The sequence below is a fragment of the Rufibacter psychrotolerans genome (assembly GCF_016924645.1).
Classification (GTDB): domain Bacteria; phylum Bacteroidota; class Bacteroidia; order Cytophagales; family Hymenobacteraceae; genus Nibribacter; species Nibribacter psychrotolerans.
Window position 1 is genome coordinate 63,999 of sequence record NZ_JAFFJV010000022.1, and the last position, 20,564, is coordinate 84,562.

Genomic DNA, 20,564 nt, shown 5'->3' on the forward strand with positions numbered 1-20,564 from the left:
GGGCGTTTTGGGGGTGTTTTCAGGAAAGCGGCGCGAAAAACCGCTATTTGCTGGCTGAGGGTTGGGCCGTTGGGTTTGCCGCAGGCTGCTGCCCCGGCGTTGGGGTAGCGGTGGCAGGTTGCTCAATCAGTTCTAAGCCGTACTCCTTGCCTTTCACCAGGGTTGGCACGCCTTTCTTCATCCAGACCGGCTCCGGGGCCCCTTTCAGGTAATGGTCAAAGAACTGCGACATGCGCACCGAAAGGTCTTTGCGGTTCTTGCGTTGCATGAGGTTGTGCGCCTCGCCGTTGTACACCAGCAGCCACACCGGTTTGTTGAGGCGGCGCAGGGCCATGAACATCTCAATGCCCTGGTACCACGGAACGGCTCCGTCATTATCATTAGCCATCATCATGAGCGGGGTTTCAATCTTGGGCGCGAAGAACAGGGGCGAGTTCTCAATGTACTGCATGGGCTTCTCCCACAGGGTACCGCCAATGCGGCTCTGGGTGCGCTCATACTGGAACTGGCGGCTCATGCCACTCTCCCACCTGATTCCGCCGTAGGCGCTGGTCATGTTGGTCACCGGGGCCCCGGCCATGGCGGCCTTGAACATGTTGGTGCGCGTGACCAGATAGGCCACCTGGTAGCCGCCCCAGCTTTGCCCCTGCAAGGCCATGTTCTTCTCGTCCACGAAGCCCTTGGCCACCAGGCGCTGCACACCCGGGATAATGCTGTGGTAGGCGCTCTCGCCGGGGTAGCCGTCTTTGTAGACAATGTCGGGCACAAACACCAGGTAGCCCTGGCTCACGAACAACGGAATGTTGATGGTAGAGGCACTGGGTGCTGGGGTGCGGTAGTTGTGCAGGGTCTCGGCGTTGCGCTCGTAGAAGTAGACCAGCATGGGGTACTTCTTGTTGGGGTCAAAGTTCTCTGGTTTGAACAGCAGGCCTTCCAGCGGAACCCCGTTGTCTGACTTCCAGTCAACCAGTTCCACGCTGCCCCACAGGTACTCGCTTTGCTGCGGGTTGGCATTGCTGACCTTCTGCGGCGCGCTAAAGCTGGTGTTGGTCACCCACACGTCTGAGTACTCCTGAAAGCTGGCTTTTCTAAAGGTCAGGCGGTCGCTGTTTCTGGCTTTGCGCACACTGCTGAAGCTGTACGGCTGCATGAGCACCCTCTGCGGAGCGCCGGCCTTGGTCACATGGTCGGTGTAGAAGCCGGCGTCTTTGGTTTTCAGGTCAAGGGTGCGCAGCAGCAGTTTTTCTTCCAGGGGCACCACGCGCTGGCTGGGGTCCAGGCTCAGGTAGCGGAACTGCAGGTTGTTCTGGCGGCCATAGCCATCGGTGAGGTTCACGGCCTGGGCTTTGCCGGTGGGGTCCAGGCGCCAGATGTCGTAACGGTCGTTTACCAGCAGATAGGCATCATCTTTGGTCCAGCCGGTGAGGCCGTAATCGTCTGGGAGCATGGGCATGTCGTTCTGCTCATCGTAGAAGGCCACTTTCAGCTTTTTGGTGAGGTTCACTGGTGTGCTGGCCTTCACGGACATGGCTTTCCAGGAGCTGTCCTGCGGCTCGTACCAGTACAGGAACTTGCCGGCGGGCGAAAGCCGGGGCGTGCCGCGGGTGTCTTTCACGGCCAGTTTGCGGCTGCCGTCTTTCAGGTTGATGAGCCACGCATCCTGTCTGGAGGGCGAGTCATAGCCTACGCTCATGAGGTAATTGACGTTGCTGGTGCCCACCGCCACATCAGCGGTACGGCCCGGGTTCAGGGCCACATCCGGGATTTCGGGCGTAGCCAGCTGCACCATTTTCTTGCCTTTTAAGTCATAAACGGCCAAAAACGACCGCTTCTGCTCGCGCTCCAGCTGCTTCAGCTGCATGGGCTGGATCAAGGGGTCACGGTAGGTCCACACGTCCAGGCTTACTTTCTCCTCGTCCAGCTTGGTGGTGTCTTTCTCGTACTGGGTAGGACGCGGGAACGTGCCGAAGAACAGACGGTCGCCTTTGTCTGAGAAGCCCAGTTGCGCGTGCTCACTCACCATCCACTTCGCGGGCATGCCTTTGTAAGCGGTATCGGCCACTACTTTGGCTTTGTTGTCTTTGGCGGCCCAGTGCAGCAGCTGGAAATAGCGCAGGTCTTTGCCCGTACTGTCTTTGCTGGCCACAAACGCCAGTTGCTCGCCGGCCTTGTCTGGTGCCAGATTCTTGTACGTCACGCGGCCAGTATCTACGGGCATGGCCTTGCGCGAGGCCGTGTTAAAGGCAAACACCCCGGCTTTGTGCAGGGAGTCTTTCTCGGCTTTCACAAAGAACAGCATGTTGCCTTTCTCGGTGAACAGGAAGTCAGTGACGCGGTCAAACGTGTATTCCTGCCCAGAGGGCAAGTGGCGCACCACCAAGGCAGTTCCCTCATCCTTTTTAGAAGTGCCGGCGCCTCGGCCCGCGGGTTTACTGGGGGCTGGAGCCGGGGTTTTGGCTTTGGTGGTGTCTTTGGCGGCCTTAGCAGCCAACGGAGCCTCCAGGTGGTAGGCCACCCATTCACCGTTGCTCTTGGGCAGTTTGTAGGCTTTCACCCGCGCCACGTACTGCGTGGTTCCCTTGCCCAAGTCATGAATGGCCAGGGAGTCTTTGGGCATTTCCTCGGGCTTCTTCTTTTTAAGTTTAGCCTGCCGCGTGGCGGCAAACGCAGGCTTTACCTGAAAGATGGCGAAGCGGCTGTCGGCGGTAAAGGCGCTGCGGTAGCCCCTAGGGAAGAGCTGGTTGGTGTTCTTGGTCAGGTCCCGGAGGTGCAGAACGCCGTCGCCCTCCTGCGGGTTTACGGCATACAGCAGGTATTTCCCGTCATGGGAGAGCGAGTCTGCCTCAATGCTCTTCCAGGAGTCGTACACCTCATGGGTCAGGACTTTCTTGGTGGGCGCCTGCGCCTGCGCCGTCAGCGCGCCGGCCCCTAACAGGAGCCCCACCAGAAGAAATTTTGAGTTCATGGTAGAAATGGAAGTAGGTTGTTTGTAAGAATGTAGCAGTCTGTAAGGTACAGCTTTTAGCGCAGAGAAATACATTGGCCCCTAAAACAAGGGCTTTTTTCCTGCGGTCAAAAGCCTGTGCAAGAAACCGGACCGAGGCGGCCAGACTAAGCAGCCCTGGGGTTTGATTGCACCCTAGTTCCTGAAAAGAAGGTGTTTTTCAGAAAACAGCCCCAAAACAGAGTTCTGGTTTTAAGCCTTAAATCAATGTTGGTTACTGGGCAAACCGGATGTCTTTGACGCGCAGCTGCAGCGTTACGTTGCCCCGGAAAACGTTCTCTTCAATGCAGTAGCACACGTCAAACGGAATTCCTTTCTGGATGCGCGGGTAGTACTCGGCCATGCCGAACGCGATAGCGTCAAAGGAAACATCGCCATCTTGGGTGAGGCGCAGCTTCAGGTGCGCATCGCCCACAATCCGGGCCGAACCGGTGTCATACACGCAGGTGCTCATGAACACCGGGGCCATGTTGCCCGGCCCGAACGGCTCCATCTGTTTGAGGATGTTGAAGAACTTAGGGTTGATCTGGTAGAAGTCCAGCGGCATGTCAATCTCCACCATGGGCACCAGCTGCTCTTCCTGGATGGTGCTGGACACAATCTGCTCAAACCGCTCCCTGAACGCAGGCACGTTTTCTATGGGCAGGGTAAGGCCCGCCGCGTACATGTGCCCGCCAAATTGGTCCAGCAGGTCGGCACAGGCTAAAATTGCTTGGTGCACGTCAAACCCGTGCACCGAGCGGGCCGAGCCGGTGGCCTTGCCGTTAGACTCCGTTAAGATGATGGTGGGCCGGTAGTATTTCTCAATGCAGCGGGAAGCCACAATGCCCACCACGCCTTTGTGCCAGTTTTCTTTGAACAAGACCGTGGAGCGGGCGCTGCGCAGGAAATCGTCTTCCTCAATCATCTGCAGGGCCTCCTTGGTGATGCTGGTGTCATGCCCCCGGCGCTCTGAGTTGGAGACATTGATGTTCTTCACCATCTCCGTTGCCTCTTCCTTGGTTTTGGCCAGCAACATGGCAACCGACCGTTTGGCATCGCCCATGCGGCCGGCGGCGTTGATGCGGGGCGCAAACCCGAAGACAATCTGCGTGATGTCCAGTTCGCTGCGCAGCTCGGCCAGTTCCTTGAGGGCTTGCAAACCCGGGCGGAGCAGGTCCCCGCTGTTCATGCGCTGCAGCCCGTGGTAGGCCAGAATCCGGTTTTCGCCCGTGATGGGCACAATGTCGGCGGCGATGCTTACCACCACCAGGTCCAGCAACTGGAAAAGGGGTTCCTCGTCTATGCCCTGCTGCTGACAGAACGCCTGCATGAACTTGAAACCTACCCCGCAACCCGACAGCTCTTTGTATGGGTACGGGCAATCGGGGCGCTTAGCGTCCAGCACGGCTACGGCCTGGGGCAACTCGTCATCGGGTAGGTGGTGATCGCAGATGATGAAGTCAATGCCTTTCTGGTTGGCGTACGCAATCTTGTCAATGGATTTCACGCCGCAGTCCAGGGAGATAATCAGGCTGAAGCCATTCTCCTGGGCCCAGTCAATGCCCTTGAACGAAACGCCGTAGCCTTCGGCGTAGCGGTCTGGGATGTAGTACTCAATGCGGTCCTGGAAGTAGGGTTGCAGGAAGCTGTACACCAGGGCCACCGAGGTGGTGCCGTCTACGTCATAATCGCCGTAGATGACAATGCGTTCCTGCCGGTGCAGCGCCTCTACCAGCCGGTTGACGGCCCGGTCCATGTCCTTGAGCAGGAAGGGGTCGTGCAGGTCCTGCAGCGAGGGCCGGAAAAAAGCCTTGGCCTCGTCAAAGGTACAGATGTCGCGTTGGCACAGAATACCGGCCAAAGGACGGCTAATGTTCAGGCTATCGACAATATTCTGTACTTTTGCGGCGTCCGGCGCTTCCTTAACTACCCATCGTTTCTGCATCGGTTGTTGCTGCGGCTTGGTCTGTGATGTGAGCCTGCAAAAATACGAAATCTGCGCAAAGAACCGGGCACTCCCACGGGTCTCTTCCGGTAATTAAAAGAACAGTTCTGCTATTTAACCCCGCTGTTGTGAAAAGATTAAAAGAGATTTACCGCAAATACAAAGATTATGGCTTGGTAGACATTCTCATGTATTTGTCTTTTTTCCTGTTCCTGGCCATTCTGTTTATCTTTTTCAGGGATTAGCGTTTTAGGGCTGTTTTGGGTAAAGTGGGGCTAAAACGCATTTATGGTTTTGCCTACGCGATGGATTGCTGTGGGTAGTGGGCACTGGCAACTGCTGTGGCGTTGTAGGTTGTTCTTTGCTGGCGTAGCGGTGGATCGCTGATATCCAAGTAGTTGATTTATGATTTGGCTGATGCGGGCGGGGTTCCGTTTGTCTATGGATTTATGGGCTACTTTTTCCATAGTTTCTGATAAGCGCTCACGGCCGCGGGGCCCCGTCTTTGCCCCTCGCACTGCCCTTGCGGCCCACCCTTGCAGTCTGTGCTCAGCTTCTGCTCTTCAGGGGCCACAAGCGAGGCGCTCGAGCCAAAGACTGGAATCGGGATCTTTCAGCTGGTGCGTTGCATAGCAGCGGTATCGCTAATCATTGTGCTAGAACTTTTCTTTCTATGGCACGGATTTACTTCCGTGACTAACATGCTCCTGTAGAAAGCAGCAAGGCACGGAAGTAAATCCGCGCCATAGATAATCTTCTAACTAAATATTTTCCTTGGTTCAAGTCTGTGACTTGGACCTACCATGGCCGGCAGTTTGTAACTGCCGTGTGGCCGGCACAATGGCTTTGCGGTGCCAATACAAATGATATTCCCTTTTTTGTCCTGATTAGCTTTTATAATGGCCCTTCTGATTTCCTGAGTTCTTGCTCCTAAGCCAAAAAGAAACTCTTATCTTGAGTAAGACCTGATGACGCGTATGGCTGTTACTATATTTCCTTCTTCCAAAGGCTGGGTGAGTGCCCTGGCCATTTGGGGTACTATCGTTTTGGTGGTGGGGATTCTGATGGTGGAGGTGCAAGGCCCTATGCCGCTCCTGGGCAAGCTGGGCTTGGGGCTGTTCACCTTTTTGGTGTGTGGGCTGTTGGCTTGGATCTGGTTTGCTACCTTTTACCGCATTGCGGAAGGAGTGCTTTATTTCAGGAGCGGACCCATTCACGGGAGCATTCCCATTCAACAGATAAAAGCCGTGAAGCTGAACCATCACCTGTGGTCTGGCATAAGGCCGGCGCTGGATTTGCGCGGCATGGTTATCCAATACAACAAATGGGATGAGATTTACCTCTCGCCAGCCGACAAAGAGCCCTTCCTGGAAGCACTTCGGCAGGTAAATCCTGCCATTGTGGTGGAATAAGCTCAACTTTACCCTGCACCTGAACAAGCTGCTGTTTCAGGACTGTTTCTCTTAAAACGGCCCCAAAACAGCAGCTTACCCGAATGGGTTACACCTTGTCCCCGCGTAGTTTGCGGAGCCTTTTCCGGGCTTCGGCCACGAACACGCTGCCGGGGTGCTTCACCAGCAGTTGGTTGAACAACTCCTGCGCCTTGACGGGCTGGCTTAGGTTTTCCTCGTTCAGCTTGGCCAAGAGGAACAGCGCATCGTCTGAGAGGATGTCGTACTTGGGGTTGTCAATGATCAGCTGCAAATTCTGGGCGGCCTCGGTGAACTGGCCCATCTGCTGGAGCAGTTCGGCTTTCTGGAAATAGATTTCGTCGGTGAGGCTGTGCCCGGGATATTTGGTCAGCAGCTTGTCCAAGGCTGCCAGGGCCTCGGGGTATTTGTGCTGGAACACCAGGAAATCAATGGCCGCGTACTCCTTGAGCGCCGCCGCCGAGGTATCCAGGCCGGTGTTGTCAATGATGAGCAGGCTCAGGTCCAGGGCATCGTTGGCGATCTCGCGGCTGGTGGCCAGCTTCAGGATATCCAGGTGGCTTTGGGCCAACACGAAATCGCCTTTGTAGTAGCTGAGGCGCGCGTTGCGCAGTTTGGCCTCATAGCCCAGCGGCTGTTCTTTGTGCGATTTCTCTACCTGGCTATACAGCAGGGTGCTTTCCCAGGGCTCGCCGCGCAGCAGGTACACATCGGCCAGCACCAGTTTGGCCTCTGCCACTACGTTGGGCCGCGCCCGAGGCATGTCAATCACTTCCTGCAGGTTCTTGATGGCCGCTTCCTGGGCATCCAGGTAAAAGGCCTGCAGCTCGCCCAGTTCTTTGATCACTTCGGCGGTACGGTCGTGGCGGCCCAGTTCCTGCAGGAGGTTCTCGTACTCCTGCGCCAGCAGCTTGATCTTCTCCCGGTCAATGGGGAACGTGTTTTTCACCTGCTCTTCCCGGGCCTGAATGATGCGCTGCCGGGCGATGGGGTACAACTCGCCCGTGCGGTACTGCTGCATGATGTAGGTGTAGCCCTCAATGGCGGTGGCGTAGTCTTTGTTGCGCAGGCTGATGTCGGCCAGGGAAAGCACCCGCCCGCCCCCGCCCTGGGTGCGGCGGTCCAGCGCCCGGGTTTGCAGCAGGGCCGGGCCAAAGTCTTTGCGCTGCAGCAAGGTCCAGATGAGGAGTTCCTGCACGGGGGTGGCGTCTGGCTCTACCTGTACGGCGGTCATGAGGCGCTGCTCCAGCAGGGCCAGGGATTCATCGTCGCGCAGGGCGTTCTGCAGCATATTCTGGGCGTACGTCAGCGGTACGGCGTCATTCTTCACTTGCCGCAGCACCTCCTCCACCAGCTTGTCTGTCTTGCGCTGGTAAGCATACAGTTGTAAGAGTTGGGCAGCAAAGGTTTTCTCGGTGCCGCTCAGTTGGCGGGCCCGCAGGTACACCTGCTCGGCGTAGTCCAGCATATCGGCTTGCTGGAAGGCACTGGCCACTCCGTACACGTTCTCTGGCGTGGTTGCCTGCACCACCTGCGCCCACTCCTTTTCAGCGGCAGCGGTATTGCCGGCGGCTTGCAGCACCCGGCCCTCATCCACCGCATAGGCGGGTACGCCCGGGTATTTCTTCTGGGCCCGTTTTACCAGCTTCTCGGCTTCTTTGTAGTTGCGCAGGGCCAACAGGGTCTTCAGGTAGTCTGGGTACACCAGCCCGAACTGAACGTCATGCTCAATGAGTTTGCTGTACAGCGCTTCGGCTTTGGCATAGTCGTTCTGCCGCAGGTATTCCCTGGCCAAAGCCATCTGCTCGGCGGTTCCCTGGGCCTGACTTTCCGGTACCCCCAGGGCCAGGCTCCCCACGGCCAGCAGCCAAATTAACAATAACCTCTTCTTCATGTTGGTCTCTGCTACGCTATTCTCTCTTAACGTATTCTGCCTTTGTTCAATATACCATTTTTAGGCTCTTTTTTCTAAAAACAACCTAAAAACGCTTGACCGCTGGTGCCCAGGCTTTCAGCACCTTTTTAGCAAACTGGCTTATAAACAGAAGAGCCGCGCTGGTGGGCGCGGCTCTTCTGATGCTTAGGACTAGGTTAGATTAAAAGAATCTAACGCGGTTGTCTTCAATGTTGGCGTTCTTGCGCACGGCCTCGTAGAGAGCGCCTTGTACACGTCCGGCACGCTGGCCTTGCAACTGCTGCTTCACTGAAGTAACATCAGCAATTGGAGTGGCAGGTGTCACGCTGGTCAGCTCTACTACCACTACGCCACCTTCACCCTCTACTGGGGCAGTACGCTGGCCTGGCTTCAGACCGAAGGCTCTACCAATGGCCACTGGCTCATAGCCTAAGCCCGGAGCGTTGGCTGCTCCCAAAGTCACATCGGCAGCCGGACGAACGATGGCGTCTGGACCGTATTTAGCAGCAATTTGCTCCAAGGTACCAGAGGCAGCACCTAACTTTTCTTTGATCTTCTTCGCTTTCAGTTCATTGCGTACGGCAGCGGTTAACTCTTCGCGTACGTCTTCAATTTTGGCGGTGCCTTTCTCCCGCTTGCCGGTTAATACAGCAACTACGTACTGGTCATCCATGGTGATCACCGGCGATACGCTGCCTACCTTGGTGTCTTCTGAGTACGCCCAGCGCACCAATTCACGGGCGTTCTGCAAGTTGTTCACCGCCCGGTCTGAGGTGCTGATGTTTTTGGCTTCGGCAATGGCTAGGCCTTTCTCCTTGCCCACGGCGGCTTTGAAGTCTTCCAGGTCTGAGCTGTTGGCGGCAATTTCACCGGCTCTGCTGAAGGCAAACTCGCGGGAATTGTCGCTTGGGGTCATGGCACGGGTTACCTGCGCAATCTGGTAGGTTCTGGTAGTCTTAGGCTCGGTAATCTTTACAATGTGGTAACCATAGTCTGTCTCTACCAGGTTTGGCAACAGGCCTGGGCCACTAGCCCCAAATACCGCTTTCTCAAACGAAGGAACCATGCGGCCCTCGGTGAACCAGCCCAGGTCACCGCCCACAGAGGCAGTACCGTCGGTGCCGTGCTGCTGCGCCAGCTGCGCGAAGTTAGCGCCTGCCTTGATTTGGTTTAAGATGCCTTGGGCTTTGGCTTTAGCGGCAGCTTTGGCTTCTGGGGTGTCGCTCTCAGGCTTGATCAGGATGTGGCTAGCCCGTACAGAGGCTTTGCCGCCGTCTTTCACGTCCATTATCTTGTACAGGCTGAAAGAACCATTCTGGTTGAACGGACCGTACATCTTGCCTTTCTCCAGGGTCTGGTTCTTCAGTTCCTCGGGCAGTTCGTTCGCGGCTACATAGGCGCCGTTGAACGGGGTTTCAGACTCTGCTCGCACAAACAGGGAGTCGTTGTCAGTAGCCGCGAAACGGGCCGCCAGTTCAGCCGTCTCCTGGCTGTACTCTGCGCTGTCTTCTTTAGAGGCGGTCACCGGTACGGTCACGTACGCAATGGAGCGGCCTTCCTCTACTTCGTATTTCTTTTTGTTCTTGTTCAGGTATTCGCTCAGCTGATCATCGGTTATCTTGATGGTAGAATCAGCAATGCTGAAGTACGGCACAAACAGGTATTTCAGGTTGGCACGGCTGTTTTGCTCGGCATTGAACCGCTTGGCCTCCTCGGTGGTCACGTAGTTAGAAAGCGTGAACAGGTTGTAGTACTTGTTGCGCAGACGGTCGGTGGCCAGGTCCTGCTCATATTTACGCCAGGCAGCCTGTTGCTCTGGCGGCATGCTGCCCAGGTTGCGCAGGGTTTGCTTTACCTGCTCCACGTTGAACTGGCCGGTTTGCGGGTCGGTGAACATCTGCTTCAGGGCGGGGTGCACGTTACGGCCCTGTACCATGTCTACCTGCTCTTCCTCAGAAATGCCCACACCTACTTTTTCAAATTCTTCCTCAAAAGCGTATCTGAACACTAACTGATTCCAGGTCTGCTCACGCAAAGAAGCCATCTCAGCCTCAGAAGGCTGGCGGCCGTACTGGCTGGCGTAGTTGTTTCTGGCCTCTTCAAACATGGCCTCAAACTCCTGCACAGACACTTCATGCCCTGCAACTTCCCCTACCACCATCTTGTCTCCGAACAGCCGGGAATTAGGCCCCAGCAGGTCTCCCAACACAATGAAAATGAGCAAGCCAATGGCTATGGCGCCAATGGCGAAGCCTGACTTCTCCCGAATCTTGTTAATTAATGCCATCTAAGTTTTTGACGTATTTTAAGCGTTATGCAAAATAATTGCAATAAGTGATAAAATCAAAATATAAGTGTCTATCGTGCAGGTTATTCTTCTGTTTGGGGCAACCTTACGGAAAGATGTACCGTATTTATGCGGTGCTCGTCCATGGAAAGGATGCGGATTTCAAAGGGCGGCACCACCACCACATCGCCTGCCGTGGGTATTTCCTCCAGTACAGACAAGATAAAGCCGCCTAAAGTTTCATAGTCTCCCTCGGGCAGGTGCAGGTTGTACTTCTCGTTGAGGTAGTCTATTTCCTGGCGGGCGCTGAACAGGTAAGAACCCGGCTCGGGCAGGGCTTGCTCCAGCAGGTCTTCCTCATCGTACTCATCGTTGATATCGCCCAGAATCTCTTCCATAATGTCTTCCAGGGTCACCAGGCCCGAGGTACCGCCAAACTCATCCAGGACCAGCACAATGCTGCGGTGTTCTGTAATGAATTTCACAAAGAGCTCACGGGCCAGCATGTTACCGGGCACGGCCTCCATGGGCGTGAGAATCTCTTCAATGGTGGAAGGATTGGTGAAGAGCGAGAATTGGTGGCAATACCCCAGAATGTGGTCCAGCGAATCCTGGTAGATGAGGATCTTGGAGTGGCCGGTTTCAATGAAGGCCTGCCGAAGCACCTCCACCCCTTCGTCCAGCTCAATGGCGTCAATCTCGGTGCGGGGTACCATGCACTCGCGCACCTTCACGGTCTTGAACTCCAGGGCATTGTGGAAGATTTTGCTGTCTACCTCGCTGGTGGGCGTAAACACCGCTTCTTCAGGGGCATGCAGTCTCACCGAGAACGGCTGAAACGCCAGGGCATTGGCCGTGACCTCGGTCTCGTTTTCAGCGTCTTTTTCAGGAAACAGGCCCAAAACGGCCCCCATCAGGAATGTGAGGGGATAGAGCAGCACCAGGAAAAAAGCGATGGGCGCCGCCAAGGCATTGAATAACCTTACCGGACTGGTCAGATTGCCCATGACGCCCAGCACGCCGTACAGGAGCCACAGCAGCAGCAAGGTTCCTACCCCGGCCAGCCCATAGGCGATTTCCCGGCCAGCATGGGGCTGTACATAGTAAGACAAAACGCCAAACACGCCAACCCCCAGCAGGAGCAGGCCCACTGCCGTGCCCACCTGTAGGGTAAGCAGCGTTTGCCGCTCGCGGCGCAGCAGAAAGCTGGTTAGGGAGTGTTGGGTTTCATCGGCCTGGAGCCGGATGAAGGACCTGCCAAGGTGGCGAAGGGCAATCTCTGCCACGCCAAAGAACGCGAGCAACAGCAGCCCTGCCGCAGCAGCTATGTACAAGGAGACAAGGTCCATGGAATAAAAGATAGGTCAAGGCTTTGCCTTGTTCATACGGAAAAGCATGAGAAAGATAACAGATAGCATGAAGATCCAATAACTTTCTGCCACGCCCGCTACAATGGACTGGTGCACCCCAATGACCAGGAAGGCCACGGCCAGGGCCATGTAGATGGTTTGCTTTAGATTCATTGTTTTAACACAAAAGAGCCGGAAAACTGTTTGAGGGTGTAGTCAGAGAAGTCCTGCTTGGCCGTGAGCCCCACGCCGGTCACCACCTCATCTACGCTAGTGATCCGCACGAATTTATCTGTGAAGATGGTTTGTTTTTGCCGCTCCCAGAAGAGCTCCTCAGTGTTGAGTTGCTCCTTCTTCACGATGTTCTTCACCACCACATCATTCCTGGCGAAGTACTGGTCTTTGGCTTTGTCATACTTGCCGAACTTGGCGGTGATGATGGTAGTGGGCTTATTTTCCTCATAGAAGGTGATGTACATGCCTTTGGGGTACACCACGTCGCCGTTTTGCAACTGCTGCTCTACCGGGGCCGTCAGCTTCAGCTTCATCATAGCCGAGTCACTGTAGATGGTCACCTGGTTGTAGGTCTCTGAGGCGGGGCCCTTGTACTCTACCGGCTTAATGTTCTCATCGGCCTGCTGGCAGCCCCAGCCAAACACCCCCAAAAGGAAGGCCAGGCAAACCGGAAGTTTCGCCCATGAACGTCTTTTAAGCAGAACCTGCATTAAATTACTCATTCCTTAAAACGCTTCAGATACCAGACCCAAAAACCGTTACAAGATTTCTGAGCCTGGTATCTGTCTAAGTGTGTATCCTAAGTTAGGGAAAGACGTGGTTAGTCAAACTTACGCTTAATGAACCACCGGTTGTTGAAGGTTACCCCCACGCTCACCCGGAAGTACTGCTCCTTCAGGCCCGTGTCTTGTCCTTTCAGTTGCCCAACCGTGAAGCTGGTGTTCAGCAAGGCCTGCGTGTAATCTGGCGGACGCACGCCTCTTCCCAGGGGAAAGGTGAAGCCCCAGCTAAGGCCCAGGTCCTGCAGGTCATGCCCGGCAACGGCGTTGCTCCCGGCCGCTACCGCGTTGATCTGCGTGTTGCCCAGGTAGGCGCCAAAGCGGTAGGCCACCCGTTTGAAGTAGGAGCTTACGGACCCGGCATCGGGCGTGAATTCTGTGCCTACCCCAACGCGGTAACCATCGCCCAGTTCCTGGCGGCCCTGCTCTTTGCCCAGGCTGAAGCCTCTAAAGTCTGAACCTTTGATGATGGAATAATCGGCGGCCACCGACCAGTTGCGGTTATTGTCATAGCTCAACCCCATCTGGATCATCTGCGGAAGCGTGGTATGCCCCTCCAGGCTGTCAGACAGCAGGCTGGAAATAAGCGATTCATCCAGGTAGCGGCGTTCCTGGGCCACTTGCCGGTCAGCGTCAATAGTTGCTTTGGCGGTGTAGCTGGCGCCCACGCCAAGGTTTGCCTTTTCACCCAGCTTTTTGCGGTAGTGCAGCCCTCCCTTGAACATAAGCCCAGAGTACCTGGACGTAGAGTGGATCAAGGTCTTCTGCAAGGCGCTGGTCTCATCCTGGGTGTCTACCAGAATGGTGGAGCCCTGGCGGTCAATGGTGCCAAAGAGATAAGAACCAGAGACGCCCGCGGTTAAGCCGTTGGCAATGCGCAGGCCGTGCCCAAAGAAAACTTCATTAAGACCGCCGGTTCCGGTGTACTGGGTATGCGCGGTCACTGTGTTCTCGGCCCCGGCCACGGAAGTAGACACCACGGTGTTGTAGTTGACGCGGCTGTACGGCTTTAACCCGATGGCCGTAGTCCAGCGGCGGGAGAGCGGAATTGACAGCGACAGATAGCCCAGGTTAGCGGTACCGTCTACCTGCGAGGTGTTTCTGTCAGACAACCGTTTCAGCTCTGTGGCCACGGCGGCCTCAAAGGTAACCAGGTTGTTATAGTAAAGCAGCGCCGGGTTTTGGTCGTTGATGAGTGCACCGTTAGGGCTAGCCACTCCTGCCTGTCCCATACCGGCGTTCCGGATAGAACCGGTGCCGTGCACAATATCACCTACGCCAAAGCGGGAATAAGGAGAGTTGGAGAGCTGTTGCGCCTGTACCTGCTGCGACCCAATGGCTAAACCAGAGATCAATAACAGGGCGCGGAAAGGTTTATACATTATACTCAAGTATTCGGTTTAACCCGATTAAAACCAATTCGGGAATGACAAAGATGCGTGCTTTTACTGTACTTTCAAAAAACGGGGCGTCGCCGCCGCACATTATGACCTTTAGCGGTTTGTATTGACGCTCATAATGTTGAATCATGCCCTCTGCCTCTGCCACGGCCCCGTAGAGAATTCCGCCCTGAATAGCCTCAGCCGTGGTTTTACCCGGCCGGGGCGGTAACGCATATCCCTCCAGCAGGGGCAGCTTACCGGTAAACGTATGCACCGCCTGGTACCGCATGGTCACGCCGGGCGAAATGCTTCCGCCCTGAAACGTGCCGTCGGCCTCCAGCAGATCATAGGTGATACACGTACCGGCATCTATGATAAGGCAGTTCCGGTTCTGGAACAGGTACTGCGCTCCTGCGGCGGCGGCCAACCGGTCTACCCCCAAGGTATGGGGTGTGCCGTAGTTGTTCTGCACCGGCGTGGGTGTCTGGGCGTTGAACAGCACGTGCTTTCCCGTAACCGGAATGTGCTGCACCAGCTCCGCAGGCTCCAGGCTTACCGAAGACATGATGGCATTTTGCAGGGGCACTCCCGCCAGTTTTTCCCCTAGTTCGGGGAAGTCTGTACAGGTGTATTGTTGCACCAAAAGCCGGTCTCTGAAGAGACCGGCTTTGATACGGGTATTGCCCCTGTCTATCGCCAGATTCAGCATCTTAGGAACGACAGATTACATAAAGTATTTCAAGCGCACTACTTCTTTTTCTGACAGGTAGCGCCAGTTGCCTCTGGGCAGGTCTTTTTTGGTCAAACCCGCATACTGAACGCGATCAAGGGTCACTACTTCGTAGCCCAGGTGTTCGAAAATCCGGCGCACAATGCGGTTACGGCCAATGTGGATCTCAATTCCCAGGAACTTGTTGCTTTCGCCCAGCAGCGCCAGGTCATCTACTTCGGCTTTGCCGTCTTCCAGTTCCAAGCCCGCCTGAATTTGCTTCACGTGCTCTTGCGTGATTGGCTTATCCAACTCTACCTGGTAGATCTTAGATACTTTGTTAGAAGGGTGCGTCAGTTTCTGCGCCAGTTCCCCGTCGTTGGTGAAAAGCAGCAGACCGGTGGTGTTTCTGTCCAGACGGCCTACTGGAAACAAACGCTCTTTAGAGGCGTTCTTCACCAGTTCCATCACGGTTTTGCGGCCTTCCGGGTCTTCGGTGGTCGTGAGGAAATCTTTGGGTTTGTTCAACAGCACGTATACTGTTTTCTCGCGGTTCAGGACTTTGCGGCCATATTGCACGGTGTCGTTAGGGCCCACTTTATAGCCCATTTCAGTGACTACCTGCCCGTTCACTTTGATTTCACCGGCGGCAATGAGTTCATCGGCCTCGCGGCGGGAGCAGATGCCGGCGTTGGCGATGTAGCGGTTCAGGCGCAGGTCTTCGGTACCGTACTCTGGGTTCTTGCGTTTCTTGCGCTCTTCGTAGCGTTTCAGGTTGTACGCAGGTGCTTCCTGCGTTTCCTCATCGGTGCGGCCAAAGCGTCCCTCTCTGGTGCCTCTGTCTGCGCGGTCATTACGCTCCGGACGGCTGTTGCGGTCAAACTTGCCGTCACGTCTCTGGAAAGAAGAACGCTCGTCGCGGCCCCGGTTTTCACGTGGAGCACGGTCAAAGCTTCTTTCGCCTTCTCTGCGCGCTGGGCGCTCAAAGTTGTTTTCGCCCTCATTTCTGGAAAACTGGCCGTTTTCACGCGGAGCGCGGTTCTCGCGGTCGTTGGCCCGATTGAAGCCTCTGTCCTCACGGCGGTCACCGTTCCGGCTGAAGCCCCGGTCTTCACGGTCTGCGCCTCTTTCCCGTCTGTCATCGTTGCGGTTGAAACCACCCTGCTCATTGCGGTCTGAAGAGAAACCCGGCTTGCGGAAGCCTCCCTCCCGGCGATCTCCGCCGCGAGCACCTCTGTCTTCTCTGTTTGCGCCAAAGGCCGGACGGTCACCTCCTCTGGAAGCACCACGGTCATCACGGTTCCCAAAGGAACGGCGTTCGCCTCTCTCTCCGCCGCGAGCAGCACCGCTTCCGCTTTCCCAGTTATCCTGAGAGAAGCCTCCGTTGCGGTTGCCACGACCTTCTGAGCGGTTGAAGCCACCTTCGCGGCTAGAGCGACGGTCAGAACGGTCGTTCTCCCCATGGGGGCGGAAGTCAGGGCGGTCATTGTTGCCGCGGTCTGGACGGTCAAAGCCCCGGGCCGGACGGAAATCGCCGCCTCTGCGGTCGCTTTCTCTTCTGGGAGCCCGTTCACGGTTCTCGCGGTTGGTGTTTATATCGCCGTCACGGTCATCGCGTCGCGGTCTATCGGCGCGGTCGCGGTTTCCGTAAGGTCTGTCTGAATTGTCTGAATTTCTGTCTCTGTTGCGGAAGCCCCCTTCTCTGTCGCCGCCTTCTGGGCGGTCAAAGCGGGTGCCTCTGCCAAATACTTTCTTGCCCTGCGCCCATGAGTTACCACGGGGGCGGTTGTTGCCCTCTTGAGGCGTATCTTCGTTTCTAGCCATGTTGTTGTGAAAAATTGCAGTATCGCTACTGTATAAAAAAGATGTGTTCTAAAATTAGAGCGCGGCAGACTCGCCAATGGTGTTCTCTTCCGGGGCCAGGTCTCTGAGTTGCGGAAGGTCCTTGAGGTGGTTCAGGCCGAAGTAGTCCATGAATTTCTGGCTGGTGCCAAACAGTACCGGACGGCCAATGGTGTTGGCTTTGCCTTTGATCTCCAGCAAGCCTTTCTCCAGCAGACGCTGGATAGCGTAGTCACAGCTTACGCCTCTTATTTGCTCTACCTGCGAGCGGGTAATGGGTTGTTTGTACGCGATGATGGCCAAGGTCTCCAAGGCTGAGGCCGACAGCTTCTTCTTGGACTTGTGTTTCAATAAGATGCTCACCGAGTCCTGGTAAGCCGGTTTGGTCAGGAACTGGTACCCACCGCCAATGGCGTAAATCTGAAACGCGAAGGCATCGGTAGAGAATTGAGCATTAAGCTGCTCAATTCCCTCCAATACATCACTTACGCTCACCTCGGTGACCAATGCCTCAGAAAGGCATTTCTGCAGGTCTTCAATAGACACCGGCGAGGTGGCGCAGAATATCAGCGCCTGAAGATGATTCAGTAGCAGGTTCAAATTGTATCTGGTTTAGTCGTTGCGGCTCATTTTAGCCTCAATGGTGTGCTGCGTATGCGGCACGGCCTTTAAACGCTCCTTCGGGATCAACTTGCCCGTTTTAATGCACACCCCGTAACTTCCGTTCTTGATGCGGATGAGTGCGTTCTCCAGCTGCTGAATAAACTTCAGCTGCCGCGAGGCCAACTGGTTTAAGCTTTCTTTCTCCGCAGTGTCTGCTCCGTCTTCCAGTACTTTGGAAGTAGAGGCGGTATTATCAGTACCGGAATCATTGCGGCGGCTCAGGGTCTCTTTGATAAAGGCAACCTCCTTGCGGGCGTTGTTTAACTTTTCAATGATAATTTCCTGAAATTCGTTCAACTCCTCTTGGGAATACCGTTGTTTTTCTTCACTCATGGCTTTGTTTGTTCGAAACGGTTGTGGAATAGTTTGTTAGTATTCAAGAATAGTGCCTGTTAAAACCAGCTTGATTTTACCTAAATACGATAAAAGTAGGCCATTCTGCAGTCTAACAAAGCACCTACGGCTTATTTTTTGCGCAAAAATACAGCTAATATTTAGTTAAACTACGCAGAATATCAAATTGGTAAGCGAATTTTACAATTCTCAACCCCTTTACTATACAATTGCTCTTACCGGTGCAGCGCAATAAAGTTGGCATTATTTGTGAACAGGCGCTGCTGCATCTACTTTCTAACTCCATGAAGAAGCTATCTCTTGTGCTGCTTGCCAGCGTAATTCTGTTCTTGCCGCAAGTGTCCAAAGCTCAGCAGGTAACTCTCAAGGCCAACATTCTGAGCCCTCTTGTGAAAACAGGCTCTTTCTTTGGCGAGGTGGCTTTTTCCCCGCAAATGAGCGCTCAACTGGGCTTTTTTACCACGGGTATAAGCGTGAAAGATACGCAATTTAACGGGTTTGGGGTAACACCGGAAGTGCGCTACTTCTTTGCCGCCAACGCTCCCTCGGGGCTGTACGGGGCTGGTTACCTCCGCTACCAGGACTTTGATCTTACCCGACAGGACACCCAGGCCCAAGGAGCGCTCACCTCTTTTGGCGGCGGCGCGCTCCTGGGTTATCAGTTAATCATAGGCAAGCATTTTGTGGCAGATGTGTTTGCCGGCCCGGGCTTCAATGCGGCTACCGTGAAAGGCGACGGTGGCGAAAACAACTTTGACCTTGGCACTTTTGGGGGCTTCAGCCCCAGGGCCGGTTTAGCTCTGGGCATTGCGTTTTAGCACGTAGAAAGGTTTCACTTTTTGATGAAAGGGGCATAGGGGTATGGACGGCCTTTGCTGTCATACCACAGCACTAAACCTAAACCCCTTTATGAAAAAACTTTTCTTTGTTGCCCTGCTGGCCGCCTTTGCGTGCCTCAGCAAGCCTGCCCAGGCCCAGAACAACCTGGTTAAACTTAACCTGGTCACACCCCTTCTGGCTACCGGCTCTTTCTATTATGAACGCGTTATCAATGACTCCAGAAGTGCCCAGCTGGGCGTTTTCTTCACCAAGTTTGATGAGCTTTCTGGATATGGGGTAACGCCTGAGTACAGGTTCTATCTTTCTGAAACACCTGCCCCTAATGGCTTCTACGTGGCTCCCTTCCTATCATTCATGCGCTTTACCGTTGAAGGAGACGAGGAATACTTTGACGGTTACAATAGTTACAGCAGTTACAAAGGATCTATGACCAACTTTGGCGGAGGCTTGGTAGCCGGCCGGCAATGGATTTTTAAAGACAGGGTCTCTTTTGATATCTTCGTTGGTCCTGAGTACACCGGGGGCAGCGTGAAAGTAGAAGTAGGGAACGAAGACCAGATTTCTGATGCTGGCTTGGGCGGCTTCATTGCCCGCGGAGGCATTAGCCTGGGTCTTAAGTTCTAGCGCTCACCAGCCCTGCGTTTAAACAAGAAGGCCATCTGTTGTTGCAGATGGCCTTCTTGTTTTGTGGGGAGTATCACTTACGGGCTAGTTTACCCAGCTCAACATCTGGATGGCGGTAGCGGCGGCCTCTACCCCTTTGTTGCCGTGCTTGCCCCCGGCCCTGTCCCAGGCCTGCTGCTCGTCATTGGTGGTGACCAGCCCAAAGATCACGGGCTTGTTGTATTTAAGGCCTACGTGGGTGAGCCCCTGCGCCACGGCATGGCAGATATAGTCATCATGCTTGGTTTCGCCTTTGATGACCACGCCCAGCGCAATCACGGCGTCTATCTCGTTGCTCTGGGCTAGGTACTGCGCCCCCAGGGTCAGTTCAAAGCTGCCGGGCACGGTGTTGCGGTAGATGTTCTCTGGTTTGGCGCCGTGCTGCAGTAGCGTTTCATAAGCGCCCTTGCAGAGGGTATCGGTGATAGCTTTGTTCCACTCCGCTACCACCAGGCCAAACTTCTTGCCAGAGATATCGGGGAGGTTATCAGAATTATACTCGCTGAGGTTCTTTAAGGCACTTGCCATTTTCTTGAGGTTAAGGAGATTGCTCTCGGTGCTGTTTTCAGCCTGTTTTCCTGAAAACGGCCCGGAAACCGTTGTACGCAAAAATGCATAAAAAAACGGAGCGGCTGCCGAATTTTATTTCAGCAGCCGCTCCGTGCAATTCCACTCTAGAGAGGGTTATTTCTTGGTTAATCCTTCGGCACGCGCCTTGTATTTCTTGGCGTCGTTTACCTCTGGGCTCAGCGGGTAGTCGGTGATGATGCGGTCATACACTTCAATGGCCTCTGTGTACTGGTTGGCGGCTTCGTAGGCTACGGCGGCCTTCATGAGGTACTGCGGCGAGAAGAAGTCATTGGCTTTGTGCTCAGCGGCTTTCTTGTACAGCTCAGCGGCCTCAGCTCTTTTGCCCAGTTCCAGGTTGGCGTCGCCTTGCAGGCTGTAGGCGCGGGCCTGTAGCAGCAGGTCATCAGACTTGAACTCTTCCAGGTAGTTGAGGGCTTCCTGGTATTTGCCTTGCTTCAAGGAGGCTACCCCGGCGTAGAAGTTAGCCAGGTTACCGGCTTTGGTGCTGCCGTATTCTTCGGCCACGGCTTTGAAACCAGCGTTCTGGCCATCACCATTCAGGGCTTTGTTCAGAGAGTCAGCTTCTAGGTAATACTCCGCCTGGAACATGGCGGCCAATGCTTCCTGGTTCTTGGTTTGCTGGTTCTGGTAGTACAGGAACCCACCCACTACTGCGGCGGCAATGGCCACAAAGATACCGATCAGCAAGTTTTTATGGCGCACCACAAATTCCTCTGACTGCACAAGGCGTTCGGCCAGCGCATCTGGATTCTCCACTAGCTCGAATTCGCTCTCTCGCTTCATTGTGTTATTAGACATCAGTAAGTATAAAATA

Annotated in this window: 17 protein-coding genes; 3 read left to right on the top strand and 14 right to left on the bottom strand. The window is 55.0% G+C overall.

The window, feature by feature from the left end; genetic code table 11:
• Nucleotides 1–43: 43 nt before the first annotated feature.
• Together JT718_RS18430 and recJ are read right to left on the bottom strand one after the other, a co-directional pair.
• Nucleotides 44–2,965: an alpha/beta hydrolase family protein gene (locus JT718_RS18430; protein ID WP_205504267.1), complete on the bottom strand. Its 2,922-nt coding sequence runs from the start codon at nt 2,963–2,965 to the stop codon at nt 44–46.
• A gap of 253 nt (nt 2,966–3,218) precedes the next feature.
• Nucleotides 3,219–4,931, bottom strand: a complete 1,713-nt coding sequence (gene recJ / locus JT718_RS18435) for a single-stranded-DNA-specific exonuclease RecJ (RefSeq protein ID WP_205504268.1) — start codon at nt 4,929–4,931, stop codon at nt 3,219–3,221.
• A gap of 977 nt (nt 4,932–5,908) precedes the next feature.
• On the opposite strand from recJ, the gene JT718_RS18440 reads away from it, so the two are divergent.
• Nucleotides 5,909–6,343: a PH domain-containing protein gene (locus tag JT718_RS18440; protein ID WP_205504269.1), complete on the top strand. Its 435-nt coding sequence runs from the start codon at nt 5,909–5,911 to the stop codon at nt 6,341–6,343.
• An 88-nt stretch (nt 6,344–6,431) separates the two neighbouring features.
• Here the strand turns inward: JT718_RS18440 and JT718_RS18445 are convergent, their stop codons facing one another.
• From JT718_RS18445 to JT718_RS18490, 10 genes are all read right to left on the bottom strand, one after another.
• A complete protein-coding gene (locus JT718_RS18445) occupies nt 6,432–8,255 on the bottom strand; it encodes a tetratricopeptide repeat protein (RefSeq protein ID WP_205504270.1) in 1,824 nt (607 codons plus the stop codon).
• Between the two features lie 202 nt (nt 8,256–8,457).
• Nucleotides 8,458–10,563 carry a peptidylprolyl isomerase gene (locus tag JT718_RS18450; RefSeq protein ID WP_205504271.1) on the bottom strand — a complete coding sequence of 702 codons (2,106 nt, stop codon included), beginning with the start codon at nt 10,561–10,563 and terminating at the stop codon, nt 8,458–8,460.
• 83 nt (nt 10,564–10,646) lie between these two features.
• Nucleotides 10,647–11,912, bottom strand: a complete 1,266-nt coding sequence (locus tag JT718_RS18455) for a hemolysin family protein (RefSeq protein ID WP_205504272.1) — start codon at nt 11,910–11,912, stop codon at nt 10,647–10,649.
• Nucleotides 11,913–11,927: 15 nt separating this feature from the next.
• A complete protein-coding gene (locus JT718_RS18460; protein ID WP_205504273.1) occupies nt 11,928–12,086 on the bottom strand; it encodes a hypothetical protein in 159 nt (52 codons plus the stop codon).
• Nucleotides 12,083–12,649 carry an LPS export ABC transporter periplasmic protein LptC gene (lptC, locus tag JT718_RS18465; protein ID WP_205504274.1) on the bottom strand — a complete coding sequence of 189 codons (567 nt, stop codon included), beginning with the start codon at nt 12,647–12,649 and terminating at the stop codon, nt 12,083–12,085. The genes JT718_RS18460 and lptC overlap by 4 nt, the downstream gene beginning before the upstream one ends.
• Nucleotides 12,650–12,747: 98 nt before the next feature.
• The gene (gene bamG / locus JT718_RS18470) at nt 12,748–14,088 is read right to left on the bottom strand and encodes a BamG family beta-barrel-assembly machinery protein (protein WP_205504275.1); all 1,341 of its coding nucleotides are present in this window, start codon (nt 14,086–14,088) and stop codon (nt 12,748–12,750) included.
• A complete protein-coding gene (locus JT718_RS18475; protein WP_205504276.1) occupies nt 14,081–14,797 on the bottom strand; it encodes a type III pantothenate kinase in 717 nt (238 codons plus the stop codon). The genes bamG and JT718_RS18475 overlap by 8 nt, the downstream gene beginning before the upstream one ends.
• Before the next feature lie 15 nt (nt 14,798–14,812).
• Nucleotides 14,813–16,621, bottom strand: coding sequence for a pseudouridine synthase (locus JT718_RS18480; protein ID WP_205504277.1), 1,809 nt, complete (start codon nt 16,619–16,621; stop codon nt 14,813–14,815).
• Nucleotides 16,622–16,675: 54 nt separating this feature from the next.
• The gene (scpB, locus tag JT718_RS18485) at nt 16,676–17,239 is read right to left on the bottom strand and encodes an SMC-Scp complex subunit ScpB (protein ID WP_205504278.1); all 564 of its coding nucleotides are present in this window, start codon (nt 17,237–17,239) and stop codon (nt 16,676–16,678) included.
• Between the two features lie 12 nt (nt 17,240–17,251).
• The gene (locus JT718_RS18490; protein ID WP_205504279.1) at nt 17,252–17,635 is read right to left on the bottom strand and encodes a TraR/DksA family transcriptional regulator; all 384 of its coding nucleotides are present in this window, start codon (nt 17,633–17,635) and stop codon (nt 17,252–17,254) included.
• 305 nt (nt 17,636–17,940) lie between these two features.
• Between JT718_RS18490 and JT718_RS18495 the strand changes: the two genes are divergently transcribed.
• Entirely contained in the window at nt 17,941–18,474 is a 534-nt protein-coding gene (locus JT718_RS18495) for a DUF3575 domain-containing protein (protein ID WP_205504280.1), read from the top strand.
• Between the two features lie 91 nt (nt 18,475–18,565).
• Nucleotides 18,566–19,120: a DUF3575 domain-containing protein gene (locus JT718_RS18500; protein ID WP_205504281.1), complete on the top strand. Its 555-nt coding sequence runs from the start codon at nt 18,566–18,568 to the stop codon at nt 19,118–19,120.
• 84 nt (nt 19,121–19,204) lie between these two features.
• On the opposite strand, the gene ribH is transcribed toward JT718_RS18500, so the two are convergent.
• Nucleotides 19,205–19,687, bottom strand: coding sequence for a 6,7-dimethyl-8-ribityllumazine synthase (gene ribH / locus JT718_RS18505; RefSeq protein WP_205504282.1), 483 nt, complete (start codon nt 19,685–19,687; stop codon nt 19,205–19,207).
• A gap of 156 nt (nt 19,688–19,843) precedes the next feature.
• Complete coding sequence (locus JT718_RS18510) at nt 19,844–20,533, bottom strand: tetratricopeptide repeat protein (RefSeq protein WP_240337166.1); 690 nt, start codon at nt 20,531–20,533, stop codon at nt 19,844–19,846.
• Between the last annotated feature and the right edge of the window lie 31 nt (nt 20,534–20,564).